Origin of the sequence: Microbacterium sp. Leaf161 (genome assembly GCF_001423645.1) — a bacterium.
GTDB classification, from domain to species: Bacteria; Actinomycetota; Actinomycetes; order Actinomycetales; family Microbacteriaceae; genus Microbacterium; species Microbacterium forte.
In genome coordinates, this window is the sequence record NZ_LMOW01000001.1 from 154790 (window position 1) to 176168 (window position 21379).

Genomic DNA, 21379 nt, shown 5'->3' on the forward strand with positions numbered 1-21379 from the left:
CTATCGAGGTGCGGACGATTCCCTCGTGCGCAGGGCGGTCTGGAGCGGCCCGAACTCGGGCACCTGCTCACCCCGGATCTGCGCGAGCAGGATCCGCACCGCCCGGCGCCCGAGCTCGGGGAAGTCCTGATGCACGGTGCTCAGAGTCGGCGCGACATGCGCGGCGACGGGGATGTCGTCGAAGCCGACGACGCTCACATCCTCGGGCACGCGGACGCCGGCATCCCGGAAGCCGTGCATCAGACCGATGGCCATCTGGTCGTTCGCAACGAACACGGCCGTGAAATCGCGGCGGCGCGACAGTTCCTTGCCCGCGAAGTAGCCGAAGTCGGCCGTCCAGTCGCCGCGGATCGGCGGGAAGGTCGGAAGATCGGCTTCGCGCAGCGCATCCAGGTACCCGCGCATGCGCGACTCGGCCTCGATCCAGTCCTGGGGCCCTGCGATGTGGATGATGTCGCTGTGGCCGAGCCCGATCAGATGCTCGGTGGCGGCGCGGGCACCCGCGACCTGGTCTGCCGACAGTGTCACCCCGTCGGAGCCCGAGGCGGTCTGCAGCGACACGAACGGCATCTCGACCGCCATGCCCTTGAGCACGTGGAACGCCCTGACCTGCGGCGCCAGCACCACGATGCCGTCGACCTGCTCGCGCGCCAGCTGCCGCAGGGCATTGCCGATCGCCTCCGGCGTCGTGGCCGAGAGGTTGAGCGTCGAGACCGAGTACCCCTCTTCGCGGGCGGCATCCTCGATGCCGACGATCGAGGACGTGGGCCCGAACTCCCCGACGGTCGCCGCGAGGATGCCCAGCATGTTGGACTTGCTGGTCACCAGCGCCCGGGCTGCGAGATTGGGACGGTAGTCGAGCACCGCGATGGCGTCGAGCACCTTGGCCTTGGTCTCGGGACGGATGCTCGCGTGATCGTTCAGCACCCTCGAGACGGTCTGGTGCGACACCCCTGCGAGTCGAGCGACGTCGCGGATGCTCGGCATCCGGGCACGCTCGGAGGCAGTCGACATCACAGACCTCCTTGTATGTGCACGGTCACATCGTCTCTTCATTATGTATGCCGAGCGCGCCGAACGCACCTCGCCGACGCGAGGATGCCGACAGCGCGGGTCAGGCGAGGATGCGAGCGCCCGGCACCGGGCCGTGCACATGCAGCGACTCGAGCCCGTGCTCGCGCAGCAGCGACTGCACTTCCTGCGCACCCTCGGGGCTCGCGCAGAGGAGTGCGACGGTGGGCCCTGAACCGGACACGATCCCCTGCAGCGCACCGGCATGGATGCCGCGCAGTATCGTCGTCTCGAGTTCCGGCCGCTCATGCAGGGCGGCCTCCTGCAGGTCGTTGTAGATGCTCTCGGACAGCAGATCCGGGTCGCCCGAGCGCAGCGCCTGCAGCACGGGCGCCGGAACTTCGAGCGACAGCGGCGGATCGTCGGCGAGCGCGCCCTCGGCGTCGCGCAGGGCATCGAGCCGCGCGTACACGACCGGCGTCGACAGCCCCTCGTCACTCGGGACGAGCACCCAGTCGAAGCGTCCTCTCGCCAATGCCGGGTTCAACTGGTCTCCCCGACCCGTGCCGACGGCGGTGCCGCCGTGGAGCGCGAAGGGCACATCGGCGCCGAGGCGTGCCGCGAGCTCGTGCAGGCGCGCCGTCGAGAACCCGGTGCCCCACAGCGCATCGCAGGCCACGAGGGCGGCAGCGGCATCCGCTGACCCGCCTCCCATGCCCCCGGCGACGGGCACGCTCTTGCGGATCTCGAGCGCCACCCCGCCGCCGTACTCGGCTGCGGTCGCCAGCAGCTTCGCCGCTCGCATGGCGAGGTTGCGATCGTCGAGCGGCACCGTGTCCGGGTCATCGACGCCCGACACCGTGATCGAGAAGTCGTCGGCGTGCCGGGCGATCACGTCCTCATAGAGCGACACCGCCTGGAACACTGTCGCCAGCGCGTGGTACCCGTCGTCGTGACGGCCGCCCACGCCCAGGTAGACGTTGATCTTGCCTGGCGCGCGCACGTGCACGGAATCGACGGGGGCGGCGAAGCTCATCTCGGTGCTCCCGTCACAGCTCCGTGGACGACGCCCACAGGTCGACGTCGATGGCCCCGGCCGCCTCATCGATGCGGCTGAGCTCGTCAGCCGTGAATGCCGGTCCGTTGACGGCGGCGATGTTCTCATCGAGCTGCTCGGGGCGCGACGCCCCGACCAGTGCAGAGGCGACCACCGGGTTGCGCAGCGTCCACTGGATCGCCATCTGAGCCAGCGACTGCCCCCGACTCTCGGCGATGGCGTTGAGCGACCGGAGCGTCTCCACAGCGGCATCCGACAGCGGAGCATCGGGCAGCGACCCGCGCTTCTGGGCCCGAGCCGCGGTGCCGTCACCGAGGTACTTGTCAGTGAGGAGCCCCTGCGCCAGCGGTGTGAAGGCGATCGCGCCGACGCCGGACTGCTCGAGCGTCTCGGTGAGCCCGTCTTCGACCCAGCGGTTGAGGATCGAATAGGCGGGCTGGTGGATGACGAGCGGGGTGCCGAGCTCGGTGGCGACGGCGACGGCCTCGGCCGTGCGCTCGGCGCTGTACGACGAGATGCCCACGTAGAGCGCCTTGCCCTGACGCACGAGCGTGTCCAGTGCGCCGACGGTCTCGGCGACGGGGGTCACCGGGTCTGCACGGTGCGAGTAGAAGATGTCGACGTGGTCGAGACCCATGCGCGTGAGCGACTGCTCGGCACTCGCGAGGATGTACTTGCGGCTCCCGAGGTCGCCGTACGGCCCCGGCCACATGTCCCAGCCCGCCTTCGACGAGATGATCAGCTCGTCACGATAGGGGCGGAAGTCCTCGGCGAAGATGCGACCGAAGTTCTTCTCGGCGGAGCCGTAGGGCGGCCCGTAGTTGTTCGCGAGGTCGAAGTGGGTGATGCCCCGGTCGAACGCGTGACGCAGCAGTGCGCGCTGGTTGTCGAGCGGGATGTTGTCGCCGAAGTTCCACCACAGGCCCAGCGAGATCGGCGGCAGGTAGAGCCCCGAGGAGCCGACCTGGCGGTACTCGAACTGCTGGTAGCGGCTCTCGTCGGCAGCGTACGGCCGGTGGAGCTCAGGGACGTTGGGACGGAAGCGGGGAGACTCGGTCACCGTGCCAGGTTAGCCGGTGATGGCGGTGTCTTCGATCTGGGCGACGTGCCGCGCAATACGGTGATAGTCGTCGACCGTGAGATCCTCGCCGCGAGCGGTCGGCGCGACTCCTGCTGCGATCAGGATCTCGGATGCCGCGGCCGAGCTGCCGAAGAGCTCGGACAACGCCTGACGGAGCATCTTGCGGCGCTGGTTGAAGGCGGCATCCACGATCGTGAAGGTGAGTCGGCGTTCATCCTCCGTGCCGCGCTCGCCCTCCGACCGGTCGAAGCCGACGAGGAGGCTGTCGACGTTGGGCACCGGCCAGAAGACCTGACGGGACACGGTGCCCGAGAGCCTCCATTCGCCGTACCAGGCCGCCTTGACGCTCGGGGTGCCGTAGATCTTCGACCCTGGCTTGGCCGCGATGCGCTCGGCGACCTCGGCCTGCACCATCACGACGCCGCGCTTCAGGTACGAGAAGTTCTCGAGGAAGTGCAGCAGCACGGGGACGGAGACGTTGTAGGGGAGATTCGCGACCAGCACGGTGGGTTCGCCGGGCAGCTCGGTGATGCGCAGCGCGTCGGCATCGACGACCGTGAGCCTCTCGGCGGGAACGCCGTGCTCGACCGCGGTCTGGGCGAGCCGGGCTGCGAGCCGGTGGTCGATCTCGACGGCGGTGACGGATGCCCCGGTCTCGAGGATCGCGAGGGTGAGCGAACCGAGCCCCGGCCCGACCTCGACGACCCGCTCCCCCGGCTGCACGCGGGCGGCGTGCACGATCTTGCGCACGGTGTTGGCATCGACGACGAAGTTCTGTCCGAGCTTCTTGGTCGGGGTGACGTCGAGCTGAGCGGCGAGGCGGCGGATCTCGGTGGCGCCGAGCAGGGTGACTGTCATTGCTCCATTGTCCCCCACCCCTCACCGGTGTCCGAATCCGCCAGTAGTCTTCTGTGGTGCCCTCCCTCGGTGAACTGATCGCGCCCCGTCGGATGGGCAGGGATTTCCGCTGGCTGCTCGCATCGTCGTGGACGAGCAACGTCGGAGACGGCGTCGCTCTGGCGGCCGCTCCCCTGCTCATCGCCTCGATGACGTCATCGCCGATCCTCGTCGCCGCCGGCGCCATCATGCAGTTCCTTCCGTGGCTGCTGTTCGGGCTGCACGCCGGAGCGATCGCCGACCGGTTCGACCGCCGACGCCTCGTGATGTTCGCCAACGCGGCGCGGGCCGTGGTGCTCGCAGGCCTCTGCGCGTTGCTGCTCACGGGCACGGCGAACATCTGGATCGTGCTCGCTGTGGCCTTCCTCTACGGCACGGCAGAGGTCTTCGTCGACACGGCGGGAAGCACGCTGCTGCCGATGCTCGTGAAGCCCGCCGATCTGGGCATCGGCAACGCGCGTCTGCAGGCCGGGTACCTCGTCGCGAACCAGTTCGCGGGTCCTCCGCTGGGAGCCTTCCTCTTCGCCGCGGGCACGGCGTGGCCCTTCCTGCTCGAGGTCCTCTGCGTGCTCCTCGCGGTCGTGCTGATCTCGCGCATGGCCCGCACGCCGGTGCCGCCCCGGGCGACGGGCGACACCGAGAAGACGCACGTGCACACCGACATCGCTGAGGGCCTGCGGTGGCTCTGGCAGAACCCGCCGGTGCGGATGCTCGTGCTCATCATCCTGGTGTTCAACGTGACCTGGGCGGCCCCCTGGGGCGTGCTCGTGCTCTACGCCACCGAGCACCTGAACATGGGCGCCGTCGGCTATGGAGCGCTGACCACGGCATCCGCCGCCGGTGGCATCCTCGCCACGCTGTGCTTCGGGTGGCTCGAACGACACGTGTCCTTCGCGACGCTCATGCGCGTCGTGCTGTCTCTCGAAGTGCTGATGCACCTCGCCTTCGCGCTCACCAGCACCGGGTGGGTCGCGCTCGTGATCATGTTCGTCTTCGGCGCCTACGCGTTCATCTGGGGCACGATCTCGACGACCGTCCGTCAGCGCCTCGTGCCGCCCGAGCTGCAGGGCCGGGTCGCCTCGGTCAACATGGTCGGCGTGTTCGGCGGCATGGTGATCGGGCAAGCACTGGGCGGCGTGATCGCGCAGTTCTGGGGTCTCACCGCTCCGTGGTGGTTCGCGTTCGTCGGCGCTGCGCTCACACTGCTGTTCGTGTGGAAGCCGATCTCGCAGATCGTGTCGGCGAAGCCGGTCTCCGACACGCAGGCGATCGAGACTCAGGTGAACGAGCCGTAGACCCGCAGGGTGTTCGCGGCGAGCTGGGCAGAGAGCTCGTCGACCTCGATGCCGAGCTCGGCGGCCATGAACCGCACCGTGATCGGCACGAGATACGGCGCGTTCGGCCGGCCGCGCAGCGGCGTCGGGGTGAGGAACGGCGCGTCGGTCTCGACCAGGATGCGATCCAGCGGCGTCACCTTCAGCGCGTCGCGCAGATTCTGCGCGTTCTTGAACGTGACGTTGCCCGCGAACGACAGGTGGTATCCGGCATCCGCACAGATCCGGGCCATCTCGTCGTCACCCGAGAAGCAGTGGAACACGGTCCGGTCGGGGGCACCCACCCGCGTCAGCGTCTCGAGAACCGCGTCGTGCGCGTCGCGGTCATGGATCTGCATCGCGATGCCATGCTTCTTCGCGAGCGCGATGTGAGCCTCGAAGGACTCGAACTGCGGTGCTCGGCGCTCGGGCCCGGTGCGGAAGAAGTCGAGCCCCGTCTCGCCGATCGCCCGCGTGCGGGGGTGCGCGGCGAGCTCGTCGATCACCGCGATGGCCTCATCGAGGCGCCCCTCTTCGGCGTAGGCAGGCGCGTCGTTCGGGTGGATCGCGACAGCCGCGAGCACACGGGAGTCCGATTCCGCCGCCTCGACCGCCCACCGAGAAGACTCGATGTCACCCGACGCCTGCACCACCCCGGCGATGCCCACGGCCTGGGCCCGATCCAGCTGCTCGGTCAGCGACAGCGGCTCATCGCCGTCGAGGATCTCGAGATGCGCGTGGTTGTCGTACACGGGCACGGACAGCGGCTCGGGGGCCGCCGGATACCGCAGGTTCTTGCGTCCCTCGCCGTCTCGCTGCTGCACGTAGGTCATGCTCAGGCGTTGGACTCCACACGCGGGAACAGCGGGCTGAGGCCGTTGACGCTGGTTCCCGGGCGCAGCGCTCCCCAGGCTCCGGCCTCACGGATCGGCTGATCCTGCAGACGTCCGAGGCTCTCGGCAGCGCCGAGGGCGACCCAGAGCTTCTCCGTCGACTGCGGCATCACCGGCGAGAGCAGCACCGCGAGGGCACGCAGACCCTCGGCACACGTGTAGAGCACGGTGCCCAGACGTCCGCGCTGAGCCTCGTCTCCGCTGTTCGCCTGCTTGGCCAGCGCCCACGGCTCGTTCGCGGTGATGTAGCCGTTCAGGGCATCCACGATCGTCCAAATCGACGAGATGGCCTCGTCGATGCGGAACTGCTCGATCGCGGCATCCGCATTCGAGGCCGCATCCGCGACGATCCTCTGGATCTCGAGATCCTTCTCGGTGTAGTCAGCGGGGGGCGGCACGATGCCCTCGAAGTACTTCTCGATCATCGCCGTGGTGCGCGAGGCGAGGTTGCCGAAGCCGTTCGCGAGCTCGGCCTGGTAACGGGCCGACAGGTCCTCCCACGAGAACGAGCCGTCCTGACCGAACGCGATCGCGGAGAGGAAGTAGTAGCGGTACGCGTCGGAGCCGAAGACGTCGGTGATCTCGGTCGGCGCGATGCCGGTGAGCTTCGACTTCGACATCTTCTCGCCGCCGACCAGCAGCCAGCCGTGCGCGAACACGCCCTTCGGCACGTCGAGACCCGCGGCCATCAGCAGCGCGGGCCAGATCACGGCGTGGAAGCGCAGGATGTCTTTTCCGACGACGTGATAGGCCGGCCAGCGGCGGTCGAACGTCTCCTGGTCGGAGCCGTAGCCGACGGCGGTGGCGTAGTTGAGCAGCGCGTCGACCCACACGTAGATGACGTGCGACTCGTCCCACGGCAGCGGGATTCCCCAGTCGAAAGTCGACCGCGAGATCGAGAGGTCCTTGAGTCCCTGGCTGACGAAGGAGACGACCTCGTTGCGCGCCGAGTCGGGGCGCACGAAATCGGGCTGGGCCTTGTAGAGCTCGAGCAGGCGGTCCTGGAACTCGCTGAGCTTGAAGAAGTAGTTCTTCTCCTGCAGCAGCTCGAGGGGCTTCGAGTGGATCGCGCACACCTTCAGACCTTCGAACGGACCGGTGCCGTCGACGATCTCGGACTCGGGCTTGAACTCCTCGCAGCCGACGCAGTACAGCGCCTCGTACTCGCCCGCGTAGATGTACCCGCGGTCGTACAGACGCTGGAAGAACGTCTGCACGTTGGTCTCGTGGCGCTCCTGCGTGGTGCGGATGAAGTCGTCGTTCGCGACATCAAGGGTCTTCAGCAGCGGGAACCACGCCTCGGTCACGAGCTTGTCGACCCACTCCTGCGGGGTGACGTTGTTGGCCGCCGCCGCGCGGAGCATCTTCTGCCCGTGCTCGTCGGTGCCCGTGAGCATCCACGTGTCATCGCCGCCCTGACGGTGCCAGCGCGCGAGCGCGTCGACCGCCACCGAGGTGTACCCGTGACCGATGTGAGGCACATCGGAGGGGTAGTAGATGGGCGTGGTGATGTAGAACGATTCGCCTGCGGGCATGGGGACAATTCTAGGTGGGATGCAGGGGGTCGTTACGCTCAGGCGACCGACACCTCGATGCGATGCCACCCCTGAGCGCCGTCGGGGACGACGTCGGCCGGATCCGAGGTCTGCGTCTCGCCGTCCGCGCTGATCGCGCGGCACTCGATCGTGTGCGCTCCGCTCTCAGCCGACCAGTCGAGACGCCACTGCACCCAGGTGTCGTCGGAGATCGCGGTGGCGAGCTCGGCCCGACGCCATGCGCCCTCGTCGATCCGCACCTCGACGCCCTCGACTCCCACATGCTGCTGCCATGCCATGCCGGCGATCACGGCGTCGCCCGCTTCGATCCGAGTCCCCCGACGGGGCACGTCGATGCGCGACTGCAGCTTGATCGGTCCGCGCTCCGACCACCCGCGGTCGGTCCAGTACGCGGTCGCCCGGTCGAACCGCGTGACCTCGAGGTCGGTCACCCACTTGGTCGCCGAGACATAGCCGTAGAGCCCCGGCACCACCATGCGCACCGGAAAACCGTGCTCGATGGGCAGCGGATCACCGTTCATGCCGACCGCGAGCAGGGCGTCGCGGTCGTCGGTGAGAGCCTCGAGCGGTGTCGACGCCGTGAATCCGTCGGACGAGGTCGACAGCACCATGTCGGCGTCCCGGTCGACGCCCGCCCGCGCGAGGAGCTCGCGGACCGGATGCCCGAGCCACAGGGCGTTGCCGATCAGGTCTCCGCCCACCTCGTTCGACACGCACGCGAGCGTCACATGCGACTCCTGCATCGGCAGGGTGAGCAGTTCGTCCCACGTGACCACGATCTCTCGGTCGACCATCCCATGGATGCGGATCGACCAATCGGCCGGGTCGATGCGCGGCACGATCAGAGCGGTGTCGATGCGGTAGAACTGCGCATTCGGTGTGACGACGGGCGCAAGCCCCTGGATGTCGAGTTCTGCGGCGACCGGCACTGCAGGGGCCGGCGTGGCGGCCTTCGGCAGGCGCAGTGTCGACCGCACCGCCTCGATCGACCGGGTCACGCCGCGGGCCGCGTTGCCGATGGCGAGCGCCACGATGCCGGTGGCTGCGACACCGACGGTCCACAGGAGGAACTGTCGGCGCTCCTCATGCTCGGCGCGGAGATACGGCACCGGGTGCACCTTGCGCATGAGCAGCCGCAGCGCGACGACCGCCGTCACTCCCGCGACGAGGCCGGGGAGCCAGGCGAACGGTCCCGCACCAGGACGGATCATCGCGGCCACCAGAGCGAGCACGCCGAGAGCAGCGAGGATCGTCGACCCCGCTCCCGCCCGGCGGGATTCCAGGATGCCGGCGAGCGCCGCCAGTCCTGCCAGCACGATGGCGATCCCGGTGAGGAGCGCGACCTTGTCGCCGGTGCCGAACAGCGCGATCGCGGTGTCCTTCGCCCAGCTGGGCGCGAGGTCGATGAGCCCGCTGCCGATCACGGCGAACGGACTCGCGCTCGGTTCGACGATGGCGGCCACCAGCTCCGCCAGGCCGACCGCGACGACCGCCGCGCTCAGCCCGGCGGCCGCCGATCGGAGCCTGTCACCGCGCGTCGTACGGGTTGCATGGCTCATGATCCGAGGGTAACCCCGGGGCAGAGCCCCGGGGTCGTCCGGCTCAGAGCCCGTTACGACGCGCGACCTCGCCGAGCCAGGCGAGCGACGGCTTCGGCGAGCGCTCGAACGTCTCGTGGTCGAAGCCGATCAGGCCGAAGGTCGGACGGAATCCGCTCGCCCACTCGTAGTTGTCGAGTGCACTCCAGTGCTGGTACGCCTTCACCTCGATGCCGTCGGAGATCGCCCGGTGCAGGCCCTCGAGCGCGCCCTGCGTGTAGGCGATGCGACGAGTGTCGTCGGCGGTCGCGATGCCGTTCTCGGTCACGAGCACCGGCACTCCACCGCTGCGCTCCCAGGCGCTGCGCACGCCCATCTCGAGCGCCTCGGGGAAGAACTCCCACCCGGTGAGCGTCGTCTCGACATCGTCGGCGACCGGCCGCGGCCCCTCGGGTCCGATGAAGGTGCGCGTGTAGGCCTGCACGCCGACGAAGTCGTCGCCCGCCGACTGGTCGAGGTACCAGTGATCACGCGGGTCGCCGTACTCGGCGAGCATCTCGTCTGCGCCGGGCTCGCCGGTGGAGTGGAAGGCCTGCGTGGCGATCGTCCATCCGGCCTGCACGCCCGAGACGGAGTGCAGGATCTCGGTCGCACGGTGGTGCGCGTCGAGCAGCGTGTCGGCGACAGCGAGGTCAGGGTTCGGCAGTCCGAACGCGACGAGGTTGGCCGCATCCTCTCCCCCGGCGAGCATCGCCGCGATGTTCGGCTCGTTGATCGTGCAGACGTAGGTCACGCCCTCGAGGATCGGCAGCACCGTCTCGACGTAGCGCGAGAACAGGTCGACCGCGTCGTCCGCACGCCAGAAGCCGTCCTTCTGGAACCACTGCGGCACGGTGAAGTGCATCAGGGTCACCGTCGGGTCGAGCCCGTTCTCGCGAGCCGTGTCGATCATGCGGCGATAGTGATCGAGCATCGCCCGCGAGACGAACCCGCGCTCGGGCTCGATGCGGGCCCACTCCATCGAGAAGCGGTACGAGTTCAGACCGGCGTCCGCCAGCAGCCGCATGTCCTCCGGGTACCGGTGGAAGTGATCGGCGGCGTCGCCCGAAGGCTCCACCATGGGCGAGCCGGGAGCATGCTCCATGGCCCACCAGTTGCTGGTCGTGTTGTTCCCCTCCACCTGATGGGCTGCGGTCGCAGCACCCCAGAGAAAGCCGTCAGGGAATGTGAGCACGAGTGCTCCTTTCGTCTTGCGGTGGTCTTCGGTCAGCGTTCGGCTCGTGCCGGGTTCGGCACCGCATCCAGCAGCTGGACCGTGTACGGGTCCTCCGGATGCTGAAGCACCTGAGATGTCTCGCCGCGTTCGACGACGCGGCCGCTGTTGAGCACGAGGATGTTCTCGGTGACGAGACGCGCGCTGAGCAGGTCGTGCGTGATGTAGAGCATGCTGATGCCCCACCGTTCGCGCAGATCCTCGAGCAGCGCGAGCACGCCGGCTCGGAGCGACACGTCGAGCATCGACACGGGCTCGTCGGCGATCAGCACCTGCGGATCACTGGCCAGCGCCCGGGCGATGACGACACGCTGACGCTGGCCGCCCGAGAGCTGGTGCGGCAGCTTCGCCGCGAACTGCTCGACCGGCGTCAGCCCCACCGTCTCGAGCAGCTCGAGCACGCGAGCTCTCGCCTCCTGCCCTCGCAGCGGCGTGTAGTTGCGGATCGGCCGGCTGAGCGCGTACTCGACCGTGTGCAGCGGATTCAGCGCGGCATACGGATCCTGGAACACCATCTGCACGTCCTTGCGCAGATCGCGGAGGCCCTTGCGGCCCAGCGTCGCGACGTCGACGTCACCGAAGCGCACGGTGCCCTCGGTCGGCTTCTCGACCCCGGTGATGAGCTTCGCGATCGTCGACTTGCCCGACCCCGACGCACCCACGAGCGCCAGCGCCTCACCGGGCTCGAGACGGAACGACACGTCGTCGACCGCCGTCACGGGCTTCTCCCCCCGACGGGGGGCCGGGTAGCGCTTGGAGACGCCCTCGACCACGATCGCGGCATCGGCTCGTCGGGTGTCGCGCTGCGACACCGTGGGCAGGGTCTCGGTCAGATCGGTGCGCGAGTGCCCCTCGCGACGCCGGGTGCCGAGGTCGACGAACCCGGGGATCGAGATCGACTCGGCCCGAGGGTCGGCGTAGTGGCTCAGCAGCATCCGCGTGTACTCGTCCTGCGGGCGGTGCAGGATGTCGAGGCTCGGCGCGTCTTCGACGATCCGCCCCTCGTGCATGACCATCACACGGTCAGTGGCCTCGAGCACGATGCCGAGGTCGTGACTGATGAGGATCGCGGTGAAGTGCTCGGAGCGCTGCAGGTCGCGGATCGTGTCCATGACCGCGTGCTGCACGAGCACGTCGAGCGCGGTGGTCGGCTCGTCGAACACCATGAGCTGCGGCTCGAGCGAGAGAGCCAGGGCGATCGACGCGCGCTGGCGCATTCCGCCCGACAGCTCTCCCGGGTACCGCGACAGCACGAGAGGGTCGAGACCCACCTTGCCGACCAGTTCCTTCGCCCTCGCATCCCGGGCGTCTCGGGCCACATGCCCGTGCGCGGCGAAGATGTCGCGGAAGTGGTTGCCGATCGTGCGGACGGGGTTCAGCGCGTTCATGCCCGACTGCAGCACCATCGCGAACCCGCCCTGACGCTGTCGACGCAGCTCCTCGGCGTCGAGGTCGCGGATGTCGCGGCCGTCGAACAGGATCCGCCCGTCGCTGATGCGAGCCGGCGGCTTCTGCAGCCGTGTCAGCGCGAAACCGAGCGTGGACTTGCCCGAGCCCGACTCGCCGACGAGGCCGACGAACTCGCCCCGACGCAGCGTGAACGACACGTTCTCGACGGCGGTGACCGGCGTCGCACCCGGCGAGGCGTACTCGACGGACAGGCCCTGGACATCGAGCAGGACGTCGTTCGTGGTCGCGGGGGTGTTCGCTTCCATGGCGCTCATCGTCCCTTCCCCTCTCGCAGGCGCGGATTGGAGATGCCGTCCACGCCGAAGTTGATCAGTGTCAGGCTCAGAGCGAGCAGGGCGATGCAGAGACCGGGGGCGAACAGCAGCAGCCACTGCCCGGTGAGCAGGGAGTTGGAGTTCTGCGCCCAGTAGAGCATCGTTCCCCAGCTGACGATGCTGGAGTCGCCGAGCCCGAGGAACTCGAGTCCGGCCTCGGCGAGGATCGCCGCGGTCGCTGCTCCGAAGAGCGTGCCGGCGATGATCGACGTCATGTTCGGCAGGATCTCGCGGAACACGATGCGCGCCCGGCTGTCACCCGAGAACTGCGCCGAGGTGACGAAGTCGTTGCCTCGCAGCGACTGGGTCTGGCTGCGCAGCACGCGCGCGCCCCACGCCCACCCGGTGACGACGATGACCGCGATGATCATCAGGATGCCGCCGTTCTGCAGGTACGCGGCGATCACGATCATGAGCGGGAGACCGGGGATCACGAGGAAGAGGTTGACGATGAAGCCGACCACCTCCCCCAGGAAACCGCGCATGTAGCCCCAGCTGAGACCGATCAGCACGGCGACGATCGTCGAGAGCAGGCCGGCGGCCATGCCGACCAGCAGACTGACCTGCGAACCGTAGATCAGCTGGCTCAGCACGTCCTCGCCTGCAGCGGTGGTGCCGAGCCAGTGCGCGGCCGACGCATCGGCGTTGCGCTCGAACGTGTTGACCTTGGGGCCGTACGGGGCGAGCAGCGGTGCGAACACCGCGACCACGACGAACAGCCCGAGGATGATGAGGCCCAGTCGGGCCTTGCCGTTGGACCAGAGGGTGCCCACCATCCGGGCGAACGAGCGCCACGGGCTGGGAGCCGCGATCCGGTCGGAGGGAACCTTGACATTCATGGTGGAGGTCATCGGCGGGTCCTTGGATCCAGCACGCCGTACAGGATGTCGACGAGGAAGTTGGCGATGAGCACGCTGACGGTGATCATCAGGAAGAGCGCCTGCATGAGCGGGTAGTCCTGCCCGATCACGGCGTTGAAGAGCAGATAGCCGATGCCCGGGTATCCGAACACCTGCTCCACGAGGATCGATCCGCCGACCACACCGCCGAGCGTGAGCCCGAAGCCGGTGAGGTTCGGCAGGATCGCGTTGCGCGCGGCGTAGCGGAGGGCGATTGTGCGACCGTGCAGACCGTTCGCCTCGGCGAACGTCACGTAGTCCTCACCCAGCGTGTTGATCATCGCGTTGCGCATGCCGATGATCCACCCGCCGAGCGAGGTCAGCAGGATGGTCAGCGCGGGGAGAACCGCATGCTGCGCGAGGTCGACGATGAAGTCCCAGGTGAACCCGGGCGTGGTCGTCGCCGCATACGCTCCCGTCGTCGGGAACCAGTGCAGCACGTAGCCGAAGAAGAACAGCAGCAGCAGCGCCGTCCAGAAGTACGGGAAGGTGCTGAGGAACGACCCCGTCAGAGTCGGCAGGCTGTCGAGCCATGTGCCGCGGCGCCAGGCCGCGGCGGTGCCGATCAGGGTGCCGATCACGAACGCGAGGATCGTGACGATGCCGACCAGGCCGATCGTGTAGGGCAGTGCGGTCGAGACCATGCTCGAGACGCTCTGCGGATAGAACGTGTACGAGACACCGAAGTCGAGTCGTGCGACCTGACCGAGGTAGGCCACGTACTGGTCCCAGATCGACCCGGTCGGCACGCCGAGCTGGGCCTCGATCGCGGCCCGCGTCGCATCCGACACCGGACCGTTCTGCGAGAGCTTCGCGATCGCGGCGTCTGCCGGCGAACCGGGCATGAGGCGCGGAAGGAAGAAGTTCAGCGTGATGGCCGCCCACAGCGTGAGGACGAACAGCCCGACCTTCTGGAGGACGTACTTCATCGGTCATCCTCCTTGACGCGCTCGAGCCGGGTGAAGATGCCCAGCGGCGCCGAGTCGTAGTTCTGCGGAATCATGTACGGGTCGTCCTCTGTGGGCCAGCCGGTGAACTTGGAGTCATTGAAGAGGCCCCAGATCCCGCCGTAGTAGAGGCCGATGACGGGCAGGTCGTCGTAGACGATGCCCTGCAGCTCCTCGACGATCTCGGTCTGGCGGGCGGGGTCGACGGTCTCGCGGTACTCCTTGAGCAGGGCGTCGGCCTCGTCCGAGCGGTACCGCTCGAAGTTGTTCGCGGTCGCCTCGCCGGACGGCACGTAGAACTCGCTCGAGAGCAGGTTGTTGAACGCCTGGTAGACGTTGCCGTTGCCCATGCCGCCGATGGCCATCTCGAAGTCGCCGTTGCTGATGGCGCTCTGATATCCCGCCGGCTGCGGGAGCTTGAGAGTCACCTTGACGCCGACGTCTGCGAGCTGGCTCTGCACGGTCTGCGCCGCGCGGGTCCAGTCCGAGAAGCCGTTGGCGGTCGTCAGCGCGAACTCGAGCTGGGTGCCGTCCGCGCCCACGAGCCGGTCACCGTCGAGGGTGTACCCCGCCTCGGCGAACGCGGCGAGTGCGGCATCCGTGTCCTGCGTGATCATGCCCTGATCGGGGATGCTCGGATCGAGGTACTCCTCCTGGTTCGGGAGGATGAGCCCGGTCTGCCCTGCCGGTTCCATGTAGCCCTCGGAGGCGGTCTCGGCGATCTCCTCACGGTCGAGCGAGAGGGCGATGCCGCGGCGCACGTTCACGTCGTCGAACGGAGCGACCTCGAGGTTCGGCATGAGCGCGATGACTCCACCCGGCGGGAACCACCAGGCGTTGTGCTCGCTGGCCGCGCCCCAGGTGCCCTCGACGTCGGAGATGAACGAGTAGGCCCAGTCGTAGCCGCGGGTGACGGTGTCGAGCTGCGAGTTCGTGGACGGCAGGATGATGTGCTCGATCTCGATCTTGTCGGCCTGCCAGTAGTCGGGGTTCTTGTCGACCGAGTACTGCTGGTCGTTGTAGTTGCCGAGCACGAACGGGCCGGTGCCGACCGGGTTCTCGTTGCGGTAGGTGCCCGGATCCTTCACGTCGGCCCAGAGGTGCTCGGGCACGATCATGGTCTGACCGAGGATCGGCAGCGACGGGGCGTCGTCTGTCTGAAGGTGCATGATGACGTCGTCGCCGTCGACCTCGACGGTCTCGAGGTGCTGCCAGGCGCCCTTGATGTCGAGCGAGGGATTGTCCTTCAGCAGCTGGAAAGTGAACGCCACGTCATCGGGCGTCAGCTTCTCGCCGTCGCTCCATTCGACGTCGTCGCGGATCGTCATCACGACCGTGCGGGCGTCGGGCTGCGACCATTCGCTCGCGAGCCACGGGTTCTCGGTTCCGTCGAGCGGGTTCACCAGGATCAGAGGCTCGTAGATCCACCTCGACGCCGTGCGCGTGTTGGTGAGGTACGGATTGAAGTTCCGCGTGAAGAACGGGTTCCCCTTGTCCGCATTGATGAGCATCGTGTCGTCGCCGATCGATGGATCGGGCTGCGAACTGATCTGCATGCTGCAACCGCTGAGCACGACGGCTGCTGCCGCCAGTCCCACGATCGCGGCTCTCCGCCAGCGCCGGAGCATGTGCGTCTTCGCCACACTGCCACCTCATGTCGTCTGTGTCATGAAGGGGGGTCCCGGGGGTCGGGGCACCCCGCGGCCGAAGCCGCATGAGTGATTGTAAGCGCATACATTTTGCGAGCGCAACCCCTCGACCAGCACACAACGAGGGTGACTTCCCCACCGTGACGAGGATGGGAGCGGTGCCAAACCTGTCTTTATCGCGGTGAATCGTGCAGGGAGGGCACCATGCTCCGCAGCGCCCGGAGCGCAGCCGCCTGCTCGTCGTCGGTCATACCCGCGAGCATCCGCACCTCGACGGACCGCACCGCCGCCGTGGCCTGCCCCAGACTGCTCCTCCCCCGCGACGTGAGCGTCGTCGGCAGCGCCTTGCCCGCCGGAGCCTCGGGCGGTCTCGTGACGAATCCATCCCGCTCGAGCGCCTGCAGCAGCACGTTCATCGACTGCCGCGTCACGAATGCACCGCGGGCCAGCTCGGAGTTCGAGAGGCCGGGCCGCTGGGCGAGCAGCTCGAGACACGAGTAGTGCGTGATGGTCATGCCGAGTGGACGCAGCACTTCCTCCATCGCCGAACGCAGCGCGCTGGAGGCCTCCTTCAGGAGGTATCCGAGCGATGTGTCGAGGTCGATGCCGCCGGGGATCGGCGCCGCTATCTGGTTGCATGCCAGCGACGTGCAGGCGATCCACGACGCTCTCGCCGCGACAGGGCACACGATCGTCGCGGATCCGATCGACGGCCCGTTCGGCCGCACCTTCAGGTTCGCCGACCCCGACGGCTACCGCACCACGCTGCACGATCGCGCCTGAGCGGGTCGTCAGACCGCTCAGGCGGGGCGCTGCGAGCTCTCGCGGACGAGGATCTGCAGCGGCAGGCGCACCGTCATCGGCTCGGCATCCGGCTGCTCCAGTCGTCTGGCGAGCAGCTGCACGGCGGCGCGGCCGAGGTCGATCATCGGCTGGCGCACCGTGGTCAGTGTCGGCCGCGAGAGCGCCGCAGCCTCGATGCCGTCGAATCCGGTGACCCGCACGTCGTCGGGAACCCGGATGCCGGCCGAGCGGAACGCATCGATCGCCCCGAGGGCCATCTGGTCGTTCGCCGCGACCACCGCGGCCGGTGCGCCGCGGGCGATCAGCTCCTCGGCGGCGCGGCGTCCCGATGCGCGCGTGAAGTCACCGCGCAGCACTGTCACATCGTCCGCCGCGATGCCCGCCTCGGCTATGGCGGCAGCGAAGCCCTCCCAGCGCTGCGCGCCGTCGGGCGAGTCCTCGGGGCCTGCGAGGAAAGCCAGGCCTCCGGGGTCGGCCTGCGCGAGCACCAGGCGTGTGAGCTCCGACATCGCCTCGGCGTTGCTGACTGTCACGTGGTCGTAGCTGTCGCCCCGCGCCGGACCCGAGAGCACGACCACAGGGATCCGCTGGGCGAGACGCGCGAGCACGTCGTCCGGCACGCTCTGCGCCAGCACCATCAGCCCGTCGACCCGGCCGGCGATGTCGCGCACCGTCTCGCGGGCGGGGTCGCCCCGCCCGACGCCGATCATGAGCACGAACCCCTGCTTCCAGGCTTCCAGCTCGGCACCGCGCAGCACCTCGTCGAGGAAGAGCATGGTCGGGTGCGGCGCCCCCGAGTCGGCAGAGGCCTGCTCGACCGTGAACGGCGGCACCTCGGCCTGATCCCCGCCGAGCACATCGAGCACGGGAGCGTCCTCCGAGGCGTCGAAACCCGGGAAGTACAGTCCCAGCACCCCGGTGCGACGTTCCGCCAGGCCGCGCGCGCTGCCGCTGGGCACATACCCGAGCTCGGAGACGGTGTCGAGCACGCGCTCCCGTGTGGCGGGGCGCACAGCATCCGGCTGCCGCAGCACTCGCGACACCGTGGCGATCGACACTCCCGCGCGCTCTGCGACGTCGTAGACGGTCGCCTTCTTGCTCACGCTCGGTCCTCCTCCGGTTGCGTGTGCACCAGGGTACCCGGGAAGCGAGTCACCGCTTGCGCGCGACGAGTGAGCCGTGAGGCCGGGCGCTGATCTCGCCCTGCTCCCGGCCGCGGGTCTCACTCGACACGACCGTGAAGCCTGCATCGGTGAGAAGCCCCGCGAGCGCGTCGCCAGACCAGAAGTAGGCCGGAGCGACGGCATGAGAGAACGGCTCGCGCGGCTCGCCGTCGAAGAATCCGATGAGGATGCTGCCGCCGGGGGCCAGCACGCGACGGAACTCGGCGAGGATCTCGGGCAGGTCCGCCGGAGGCGTGTGGATCAGCGAGTACCAGGCGAGGATGCCCCCGACGGAACCGCCGTCGAGCGGCAGGTCGCGGAACGTCCCGAGATCGAAGGGGACATCGGGGTGCCGTGTCCGCGCGGTCGCGATGAACTCGGCCGACAGGTCGACTCCCCGCGCCTCGCGCCCGCCCGTGCCGAGGAACTCGGTCCAGTGCCCGGGCCCGCATCCGGCATCGAGCAGCCGTCCAGGGGTCGCGTCACGCCAGGCAGCGATGACCGCCGCATCCCGTGCATCCATCTGTTCGATCGCGCCGGCCAGCTCGACGTACTCCGCGGCCCTCGCGTCGTAGGCGGAGCCGATCGCGGCGTCAGTGCCCTGCACCATCAGCTGCGGGCGGCGAGCGCTGCCTGATACAGGTCGCGCGACGACAGACCGGTGGCCGCGGCGACCTCGGCGCACGCATCTTTCAGGCGCACCCCGGATGCGACGAGGCTCTGCACCTGCGCGAGCGCGTCTTCCGCAGACGCCTCACGATGCGGCGCTCCCTCGACGACGACGACGATCTCACCCTTGACCCCCGCCGTGGCCCACTCGACGAGCTCGGCCGAGGTGCCTCGACGCACCTCCTCGTAGAACTTGGTCAGCTCACGACACACGGCGATGCGGCGGTCGGCACCGAACGCAGCGCCCATGTCGGCGAGCGACGACGCCAGCCTGGCGGGGGATTCGAAGAAGACCATGGTGCGGGGCTCTGCGGCGAGCGCCCGCAGGGTCGACCGCCGCTCCCCCGGCTTGCGGGGCAGGAACCCCTCGAAGGTGAAGCGATCGGTCGGCAGGCCCGAGATCGAGAGGGCCATCAGCACCGCACTGGGTCCGGGGATGGCCGTGACCGTCACGCCCTGCGCGACGGCTTCGGCGACGAGACCGTAGCCGGGATCGCTGATGGCCGGCATCCCCGCGTCGCTCACCACGACGACGTCGGTCTCGATGGCGAGGGTCGCGAGCTCTGCCGCTTTCTGCTTCTCGTTGTGATCGTGCAGCGCGATCAGCCGCGGACGGTTCGCGATCTGCAGAGCCTGCATCAGCTTCTGCGTGGTGCGGGTGTCCTCGGCGACGATGACCTCCGCGTTCTCCAGCACTTCGACGAGGCGACGCGAGACATCCCCCAGGTTTCCGATCGGTGTTGCGGCGAGGATGATCACCCGCCCAGCTTATGCGGGCCCCATCGACGGAGTGTCTAGGCTGGTGCGGTGACCGCGCCCCTGCCCCTGCTGCCTCCCCCCGAGCAGCGACCGACGCGCTACGAGCGACTGCGCGACCGCGTGCTGCAGGACCCCGACTGGGGGCGCATAATGCGCTGGTTCGCACCTCTCGTGGTGACCGCCCTGGCTGCGGTGCTGCGCCTGGTCAACCTCGGGCACCCGCACCAGCTCGCGTTCGACGAGACCTACTACGTCAAGGACGCCTGGTCGCTCTGGACTCTGGGATACGAGGGCACCTGGGGCAAGGACGCGAACGAGGCGTTCATCACGCTGCAGCAGCTGCCGCTGTCGGACGCAGGGGCGTTCATCGTGCATCCGCCCCTCGGCAAGTGGCTCATCGCCCTGGGGATGGCCGTCGGCGGCCCCGACAACACGGTGGGCTGGCGCATCGCGACGGCTCTTCTCGGCGCGGCCACCGTGCTGCTGACCTACCTGGTCGCCCGCAGACTGACCGGCTCGATCGTCGTGGCCACCGTCGCCGGCTCTCTGCTCGCCATCGACGGCCTCAGCATCGTGATGAGCCGCACCGCACTGCTCGACGGCCCGCTGACGTTCTTCCTGATGCTCGGCGCGCTGTTCATCCTGATCGACCGCGACCGGTCGATACCTCTGCTCGAACACAGCGCCCCCGACTCCCCCGAGCCGATGTGGGGTCCCGTGCTCTGGCGGCGCCCCTGGCTGATCGCCGCGGGTGTCGCGCTCGGCGCGGCCTGCGCCGTGAAGTGGTCGGGGCTCTACGCACTGGCGGCGTTCGGCCTGTACGTGGTGGTGACGGATGCTCTGGCGAGACGCCGCGCCGGAGTCGTCCTCTGGCCGACCGCGGCGGCCTTCCGTCAGGGGCCGGTCTCCTTCGTGCTGCTGGTCCTGCCGGCGCTCGCCACCTACCTCGTCAGCTGGACGGGGTGGCTCGTCACAGCCGGCGGCTATGCCCGTCAGAGTGACCCGAACCCGCTGATCGCACTGTGGAACTACCACGAGGCGATCCTGAACTTCCACGTCGGCCTCAGCAAGGGGCACCCCTACGCGAGCCCTGCGTGGGAGTGGCCGCTCCTGCTGCGGCCCACGGCGGTCTGGGTGGGGAGCGATCCGGGGCCCTGCGGTGTCGACCACTGCATCGCGGTGATCTCGACGATCCCCAACCCGATCATCTGGTACGCCGGTGTCGCCGCCGCCCTCTACCTGATCTACCGGCTCGTACGCGGGTGGATCGAACGCACGCCGGTCGGCCCCGCGTTCACGTTCCCGCTGGTCGGACTCGCGGCGACCTACGTGCCCTGGCTGCTGTTCCCCGAGCGCACGATCTTCCAGTTCTACACGGTCGCCATGGCGCCGTTCCTCGTGATCGCGCTCGCCGTCGCTCTGCGTCAGATCGCGGGGCGACGAGACGATCCGCTGCATCGCCGCCAGTCAGGCGAGCGCACGGTGCTGATCTTCCTCGCCGTGGTGCTGCTCGTCTCGGTGTTCTTCTACCCGGTGTGGACCGGCATGAGCGTGCCCTACGACTTCTGGCTGCTCCACAACTGGCTGCCCGGCTGGATCTGACCTGTCAGCCGGCGTCGCCGGCGACGTGCTCGACCAGCGGCAGCACGCGCCCCGACAGGTGGGTGCGCATAGCGATCGATGACGCCGTGCGCGAGACCCCCGGCACGAGAGCCACCCGATCGAGCACCTCCTGCAGCTGGGTCGCATCGCGAGCGACGAGTCGCAGCTGCATGTCGCTCGCACCGGTCACGGTGTGCATGTCGACGATCTCGGGCACCGCATCGGCGAGCGCCGTGGCGACATCGTCGTGACCCACCTTCTGGTCGATCTCGACGAGGCAGAACGCGACGACCCCGTAGCCGAAGCCCGCGGGGTCGATGCGTGGCACGATCGCCTCGATCACCCCGCCCTCATGCAGGCGCGCGAGACGGCTGGTCGCGGTGCCCCTGGCGACCCCCAGACGTCGCGCGCACTCGAGGATCGGCAGCTGCGGCGACTCGGTGAGCATGCGGATGAGCTCGGCGTCGAGGCGGTCGATGTGCAC

The 21379-nt window shown here is 68.7% G+C and carries 19 protein-coding genes and 1 pseudogene; 3 read left to right on the plus strand and 17 right to left on the minus strand.

The features are described 5' to 3' along the window. The 4 genes from ASF87_RS00765 to rsmA all read right to left on the minus strand — a co-directional run bounded on the left by ASF87_RS00765 (position 1) and on the right by rsmA (position 4007). Positions 1 to 1014: a LacI family DNA-binding transcriptional regulator gene (locus ASF87_RS00765; RefSeq protein ID WP_056373445.1), complete on the minus strand. Its 1014-nt coding sequence runs from the start codon at positions 1012 to 1014 to the stop codon at positions 1 to 3. Between the two features lie 100 nt (positions 1015 to 1114). Further along, positions 1115 to 2047: a 4-(cytidine 5'-diphospho)-2-C-methyl-D-erythritol kinase gene (locus tag ASF87_RS00770; protein WP_042537400.1), complete on the minus strand. Its 933-nt coding sequence runs from the start codon at positions 2045 to 2047 to the stop codon at positions 1115 to 1117. Between the two features lie 13 nt (positions 2048 to 2060). Continuing rightward, positions 2061 to 3128, minus strand: a complete 1068-nt coding sequence (gene mgrA, locus ASF87_RS00775; protein ID WP_056373447.1) for an L-glyceraldehyde 3-phosphate reductase — start codon at positions 3126 to 3128, stop codon at positions 2061 to 2063. A 9-nt stretch (positions 3129 to 3137) separates the two neighbouring features. Further along, entirely contained in the window at positions 3138 to 4007 is an 870-nt protein-coding gene (gene rsmA / locus ASF87_RS00780) for a 16S rRNA (adenine(1518)-N(6)/adenine(1519)-N(6))-dimethyltransferase RsmA (RefSeq protein WP_056373449.1), read from the minus strand. A gap of 56 nt (positions 4008 to 4063) precedes the next feature. Between rsmA and ASF87_RS00785 the strand changes: the two genes are divergently transcribed. Then, positions 4064 to 5341, plus strand: coding sequence for an MFS transporter (locus ASF87_RS00785; protein WP_235558834.1), 1278 nt, complete (start codon positions 4064 to 4066; stop codon positions 5339 to 5341). Here the strand turns inward: ASF87_RS00785 and ASF87_RS00790 are convergent. The 9 genes from ASF87_RS00790 to ASF87_RS00830 form a co-directional block, all read right to left on the minus strand. Continuing rightward, positions 5323 to 6192, minus strand: coding sequence for a TatD family hydrolase (locus tag ASF87_RS00790; RefSeq protein ID WP_056373453.1), 870 nt, complete (start codon positions 6190 to 6192; stop codon positions 5323 to 5325). The genes ASF87_RS00785 and ASF87_RS00790 overlap by 19 nt on opposite strands. A 2-nt stretch (positions 6193 to 6194) precedes the next feature. Further along, positions 6195 to 7787 carry a methionine--tRNA ligase gene (gene metG / locus ASF87_RS00795; RefSeq protein WP_056373455.1) on the minus strand — a complete coding sequence of 531 codons (1593 nt, stop codon included), beginning with the start codon at positions 7785 to 7787 and terminating at the stop codon, positions 6195 to 6197. Positions 7788 to 7825: 38 nt separating this feature from the next. After that, positions 7826 to 9367, minus strand: coding sequence for a molybdopterin-dependent oxidoreductase (locus ASF87_RS00800; RefSeq protein WP_056373458.1), 1542 nt, complete (start codon positions 9365 to 9367; stop codon positions 7826 to 7828). 43 nt (positions 9368 to 9410) lie between these two features. Continuing rightward, on the minus strand, positions 9411 to 10580 hold the full coding sequence (locus ASF87_RS00805; protein WP_042537386.1) for a glycoside hydrolase family 1 protein: 1170 nt from the start codon (positions 10578 to 10580) through the stop codon (positions 9411 to 9413). Positions 10581 to 10612: 32 nt separating this feature from the next. Then, positions 10613 to 12334: an ABC transporter ATP-binding protein gene (locus tag ASF87_RS00810; protein ID WP_157549975.1), complete on the minus strand. Its 1722-nt coding sequence runs from the start codon at positions 12332 to 12334 to the stop codon at positions 10613 to 10615. Between the two features lie 5 nt (positions 12335 to 12339). Next, positions 12340 to 13254, minus strand: coding sequence for an ABC transporter permease (locus ASF87_RS00815; protein ID WP_056373462.1), 915 nt, complete (start codon positions 13252 to 13254; stop codon positions 12340 to 12342). Beyond that, on the minus strand, positions 13251 to 14231 hold the full coding sequence (locus tag ASF87_RS00820) for an ABC transporter permease (RefSeq protein WP_042537382.1): 981 nt from the start codon (positions 14229 to 14231) through the stop codon (positions 13251 to 13253). Before ASF87_RS00820 ends, ASF87_RS00815 begins: the two co-directional genes overlap by 4 nt. Next, on the minus strand, positions 14228 to 15892 hold the full coding sequence (locus ASF87_RS00825) for an ABC transporter substrate-binding protein (RefSeq protein ID WP_235558835.1): 1665 nt from the start codon (positions 15890 to 15892) through the stop codon (positions 14228 to 14230). Before ASF87_RS00825 ends, ASF87_RS00820 begins: the two co-directional genes overlap by 4 nt. Positions 15893 to 16071: 179 nt before the next feature. Further along, positions 16072 to 16515, minus strand: a complete 444-nt coding sequence (locus tag ASF87_RS00830; RefSeq protein ID WP_056376270.1) for a MarR family winged helix-turn-helix transcriptional regulator — start codon at positions 16513 to 16515, stop codon at positions 16072 to 16074. Here ASF87_RS00830 and ASF87_RS00835 point away from each other — a divergent pair. Further along, positions 16505 to 16681, plus strand: a pseudogene (locus tag ASF87_RS00835) (VOC family protein); the annotation flags it as partial. The gene ASF87_RS00830 and the pseudogene ASF87_RS00835 sit on opposite strands and share 11 nt — an antisense overlap. Positions 16682 to 16698: 17 nt before the next feature. Here the strand turns inward: ASF87_RS00835 and ASF87_RS00840 are convergent. From ASF87_RS00840 to rsmI, 3 genes are read right to left on the minus strand one after another with little or no spacing between them, the layout of a single operon-like run. Next, positions 16699 to 17805 carry a LacI family DNA-binding transcriptional regulator gene (locus ASF87_RS00840; RefSeq protein ID WP_056373465.1) on the minus strand — a complete coding sequence of 369 codons (1107 nt, stop codon included), beginning with the start codon at positions 17803 to 17805 and terminating at the stop codon, positions 16699 to 16701. A 49-nt stretch (positions 17806 to 17854) separates the two neighbouring features. Beyond that, on the minus strand, positions 17855 to 18475 hold the full coding sequence (locus tag ASF87_RS00845; RefSeq protein WP_056373467.1) for a class I SAM-dependent methyltransferase: 621 nt from the start codon (positions 18473 to 18475) through the stop codon (positions 17855 to 17857). After that, positions 18475 to 19293, minus strand: coding sequence for a 16S rRNA (cytidine(1402)-2'-O)-methyltransferase (gene rsmI / locus ASF87_RS00850; protein WP_056373469.1), 819 nt, complete (start codon positions 19291 to 19293; stop codon positions 18475 to 18477). Before rsmI ends, ASF87_RS00845 begins: the two co-directional genes overlap by 1 nt. A 48-nt stretch (positions 19294 to 19341) precedes the next feature. Here rsmI and ASF87_RS00855 point away from each other — a divergent pair, with 48 nt between their 5' ends. Further along, positions 19342 to 20895, plus strand: a complete 1554-nt coding sequence (locus ASF87_RS00855; RefSeq protein ID WP_056373471.1) for a dolichyl-phosphate-mannose--protein mannosyltransferase — start codon at positions 19342 to 19344, stop codon at positions 20893 to 20895. Between the two features lie 4 nt (positions 20896 to 20899). Here the strand turns inward: ASF87_RS00855 and ASF87_RS00860 are convergent, their stop codons facing one another. Continuing rightward, positions 20900 to 21379, minus strand: a complete 480-nt coding sequence (locus tag ASF87_RS00860) for an Lrp/AsnC family transcriptional regulator (protein ID WP_056373472.1) — start codon at positions 21377 to 21379, stop codon at positions 20900 to 20902.

What these genes read in the sequence shown, in the direction of transcription:
- ASF87_RS00765 (WP_056373445.1), bottom strand. Translation starts at nt 1,014, where the DNA reads ATGTCGACTGCCTCCGAGCGTGCCCGGATGCCGAGCATCCGCGACGTC.
- ASF87_RS00770 (WP_042537400.1), bottom strand. Translation starts at nt 2,047, where the DNA reads ATGAGCTTCGCCGCCCCCGTCGATTCCGTGCACGTGCGCGCGCCAGGC.
- rsmA (WP_056373449.1), bottom strand. Translation starts at nt 4,007, where the DNA reads ATGACAGTCACCCTGCTCGGCGCCACCGAGATCCGCCGCCTCGCCGCT.
- ASF87_RS00790 (WP_056373453.1), bottom strand. Translation starts at nt 6,192, where the DNA reads ATGACCTACGTGCAGCAGCGAGACGGCGAGGGACGCAAGAACCTGCGG.
- metG (WP_056373455.1), bottom strand. Translation starts at nt 7,787, where the DNA reads ATGCCCGCAGGCGAATCGTTCTACATCACCACGCCCATCTACTACCCC.
- ASF87_RS00800 (WP_056373458.1), bottom strand. Translation starts at nt 9,367, where the DNA reads ATGAGCCATGCAACCCGTACGACGCGCGGTGACAGGCTCCGATCGGCG.
- ASF87_RS00810 (WP_157549975.1), bottom strand. Translation starts at nt 12,334, where the DNA reads ATGGAAGCGAACACCCCCGCGACCACGAACGACGTCCTGCTCGATGTC.
- ASF87_RS00815 (WP_056373462.1), bottom strand. Translation starts at nt 13,254, where the DNA reads ATGACCTCCACCATGAATGTCAAGGTTCCCTCCGACCGGATCGCGGCT.
- ASF87_RS00820 (WP_042537382.1), bottom strand. Translation starts at nt 14,231, where the DNA reads ATGAAGTACGTCCTCCAGAAGGTCGGGCTGTTCGTCCTCACGCTGTGG.
- ASF87_RS00845 (WP_056373467.1), bottom strand. Translation starts at nt 18,475, where the DNA reads ATGGTGCAGGGCACTGACGCCGCGATCGGCTCCGCCTACGACGCGAGG.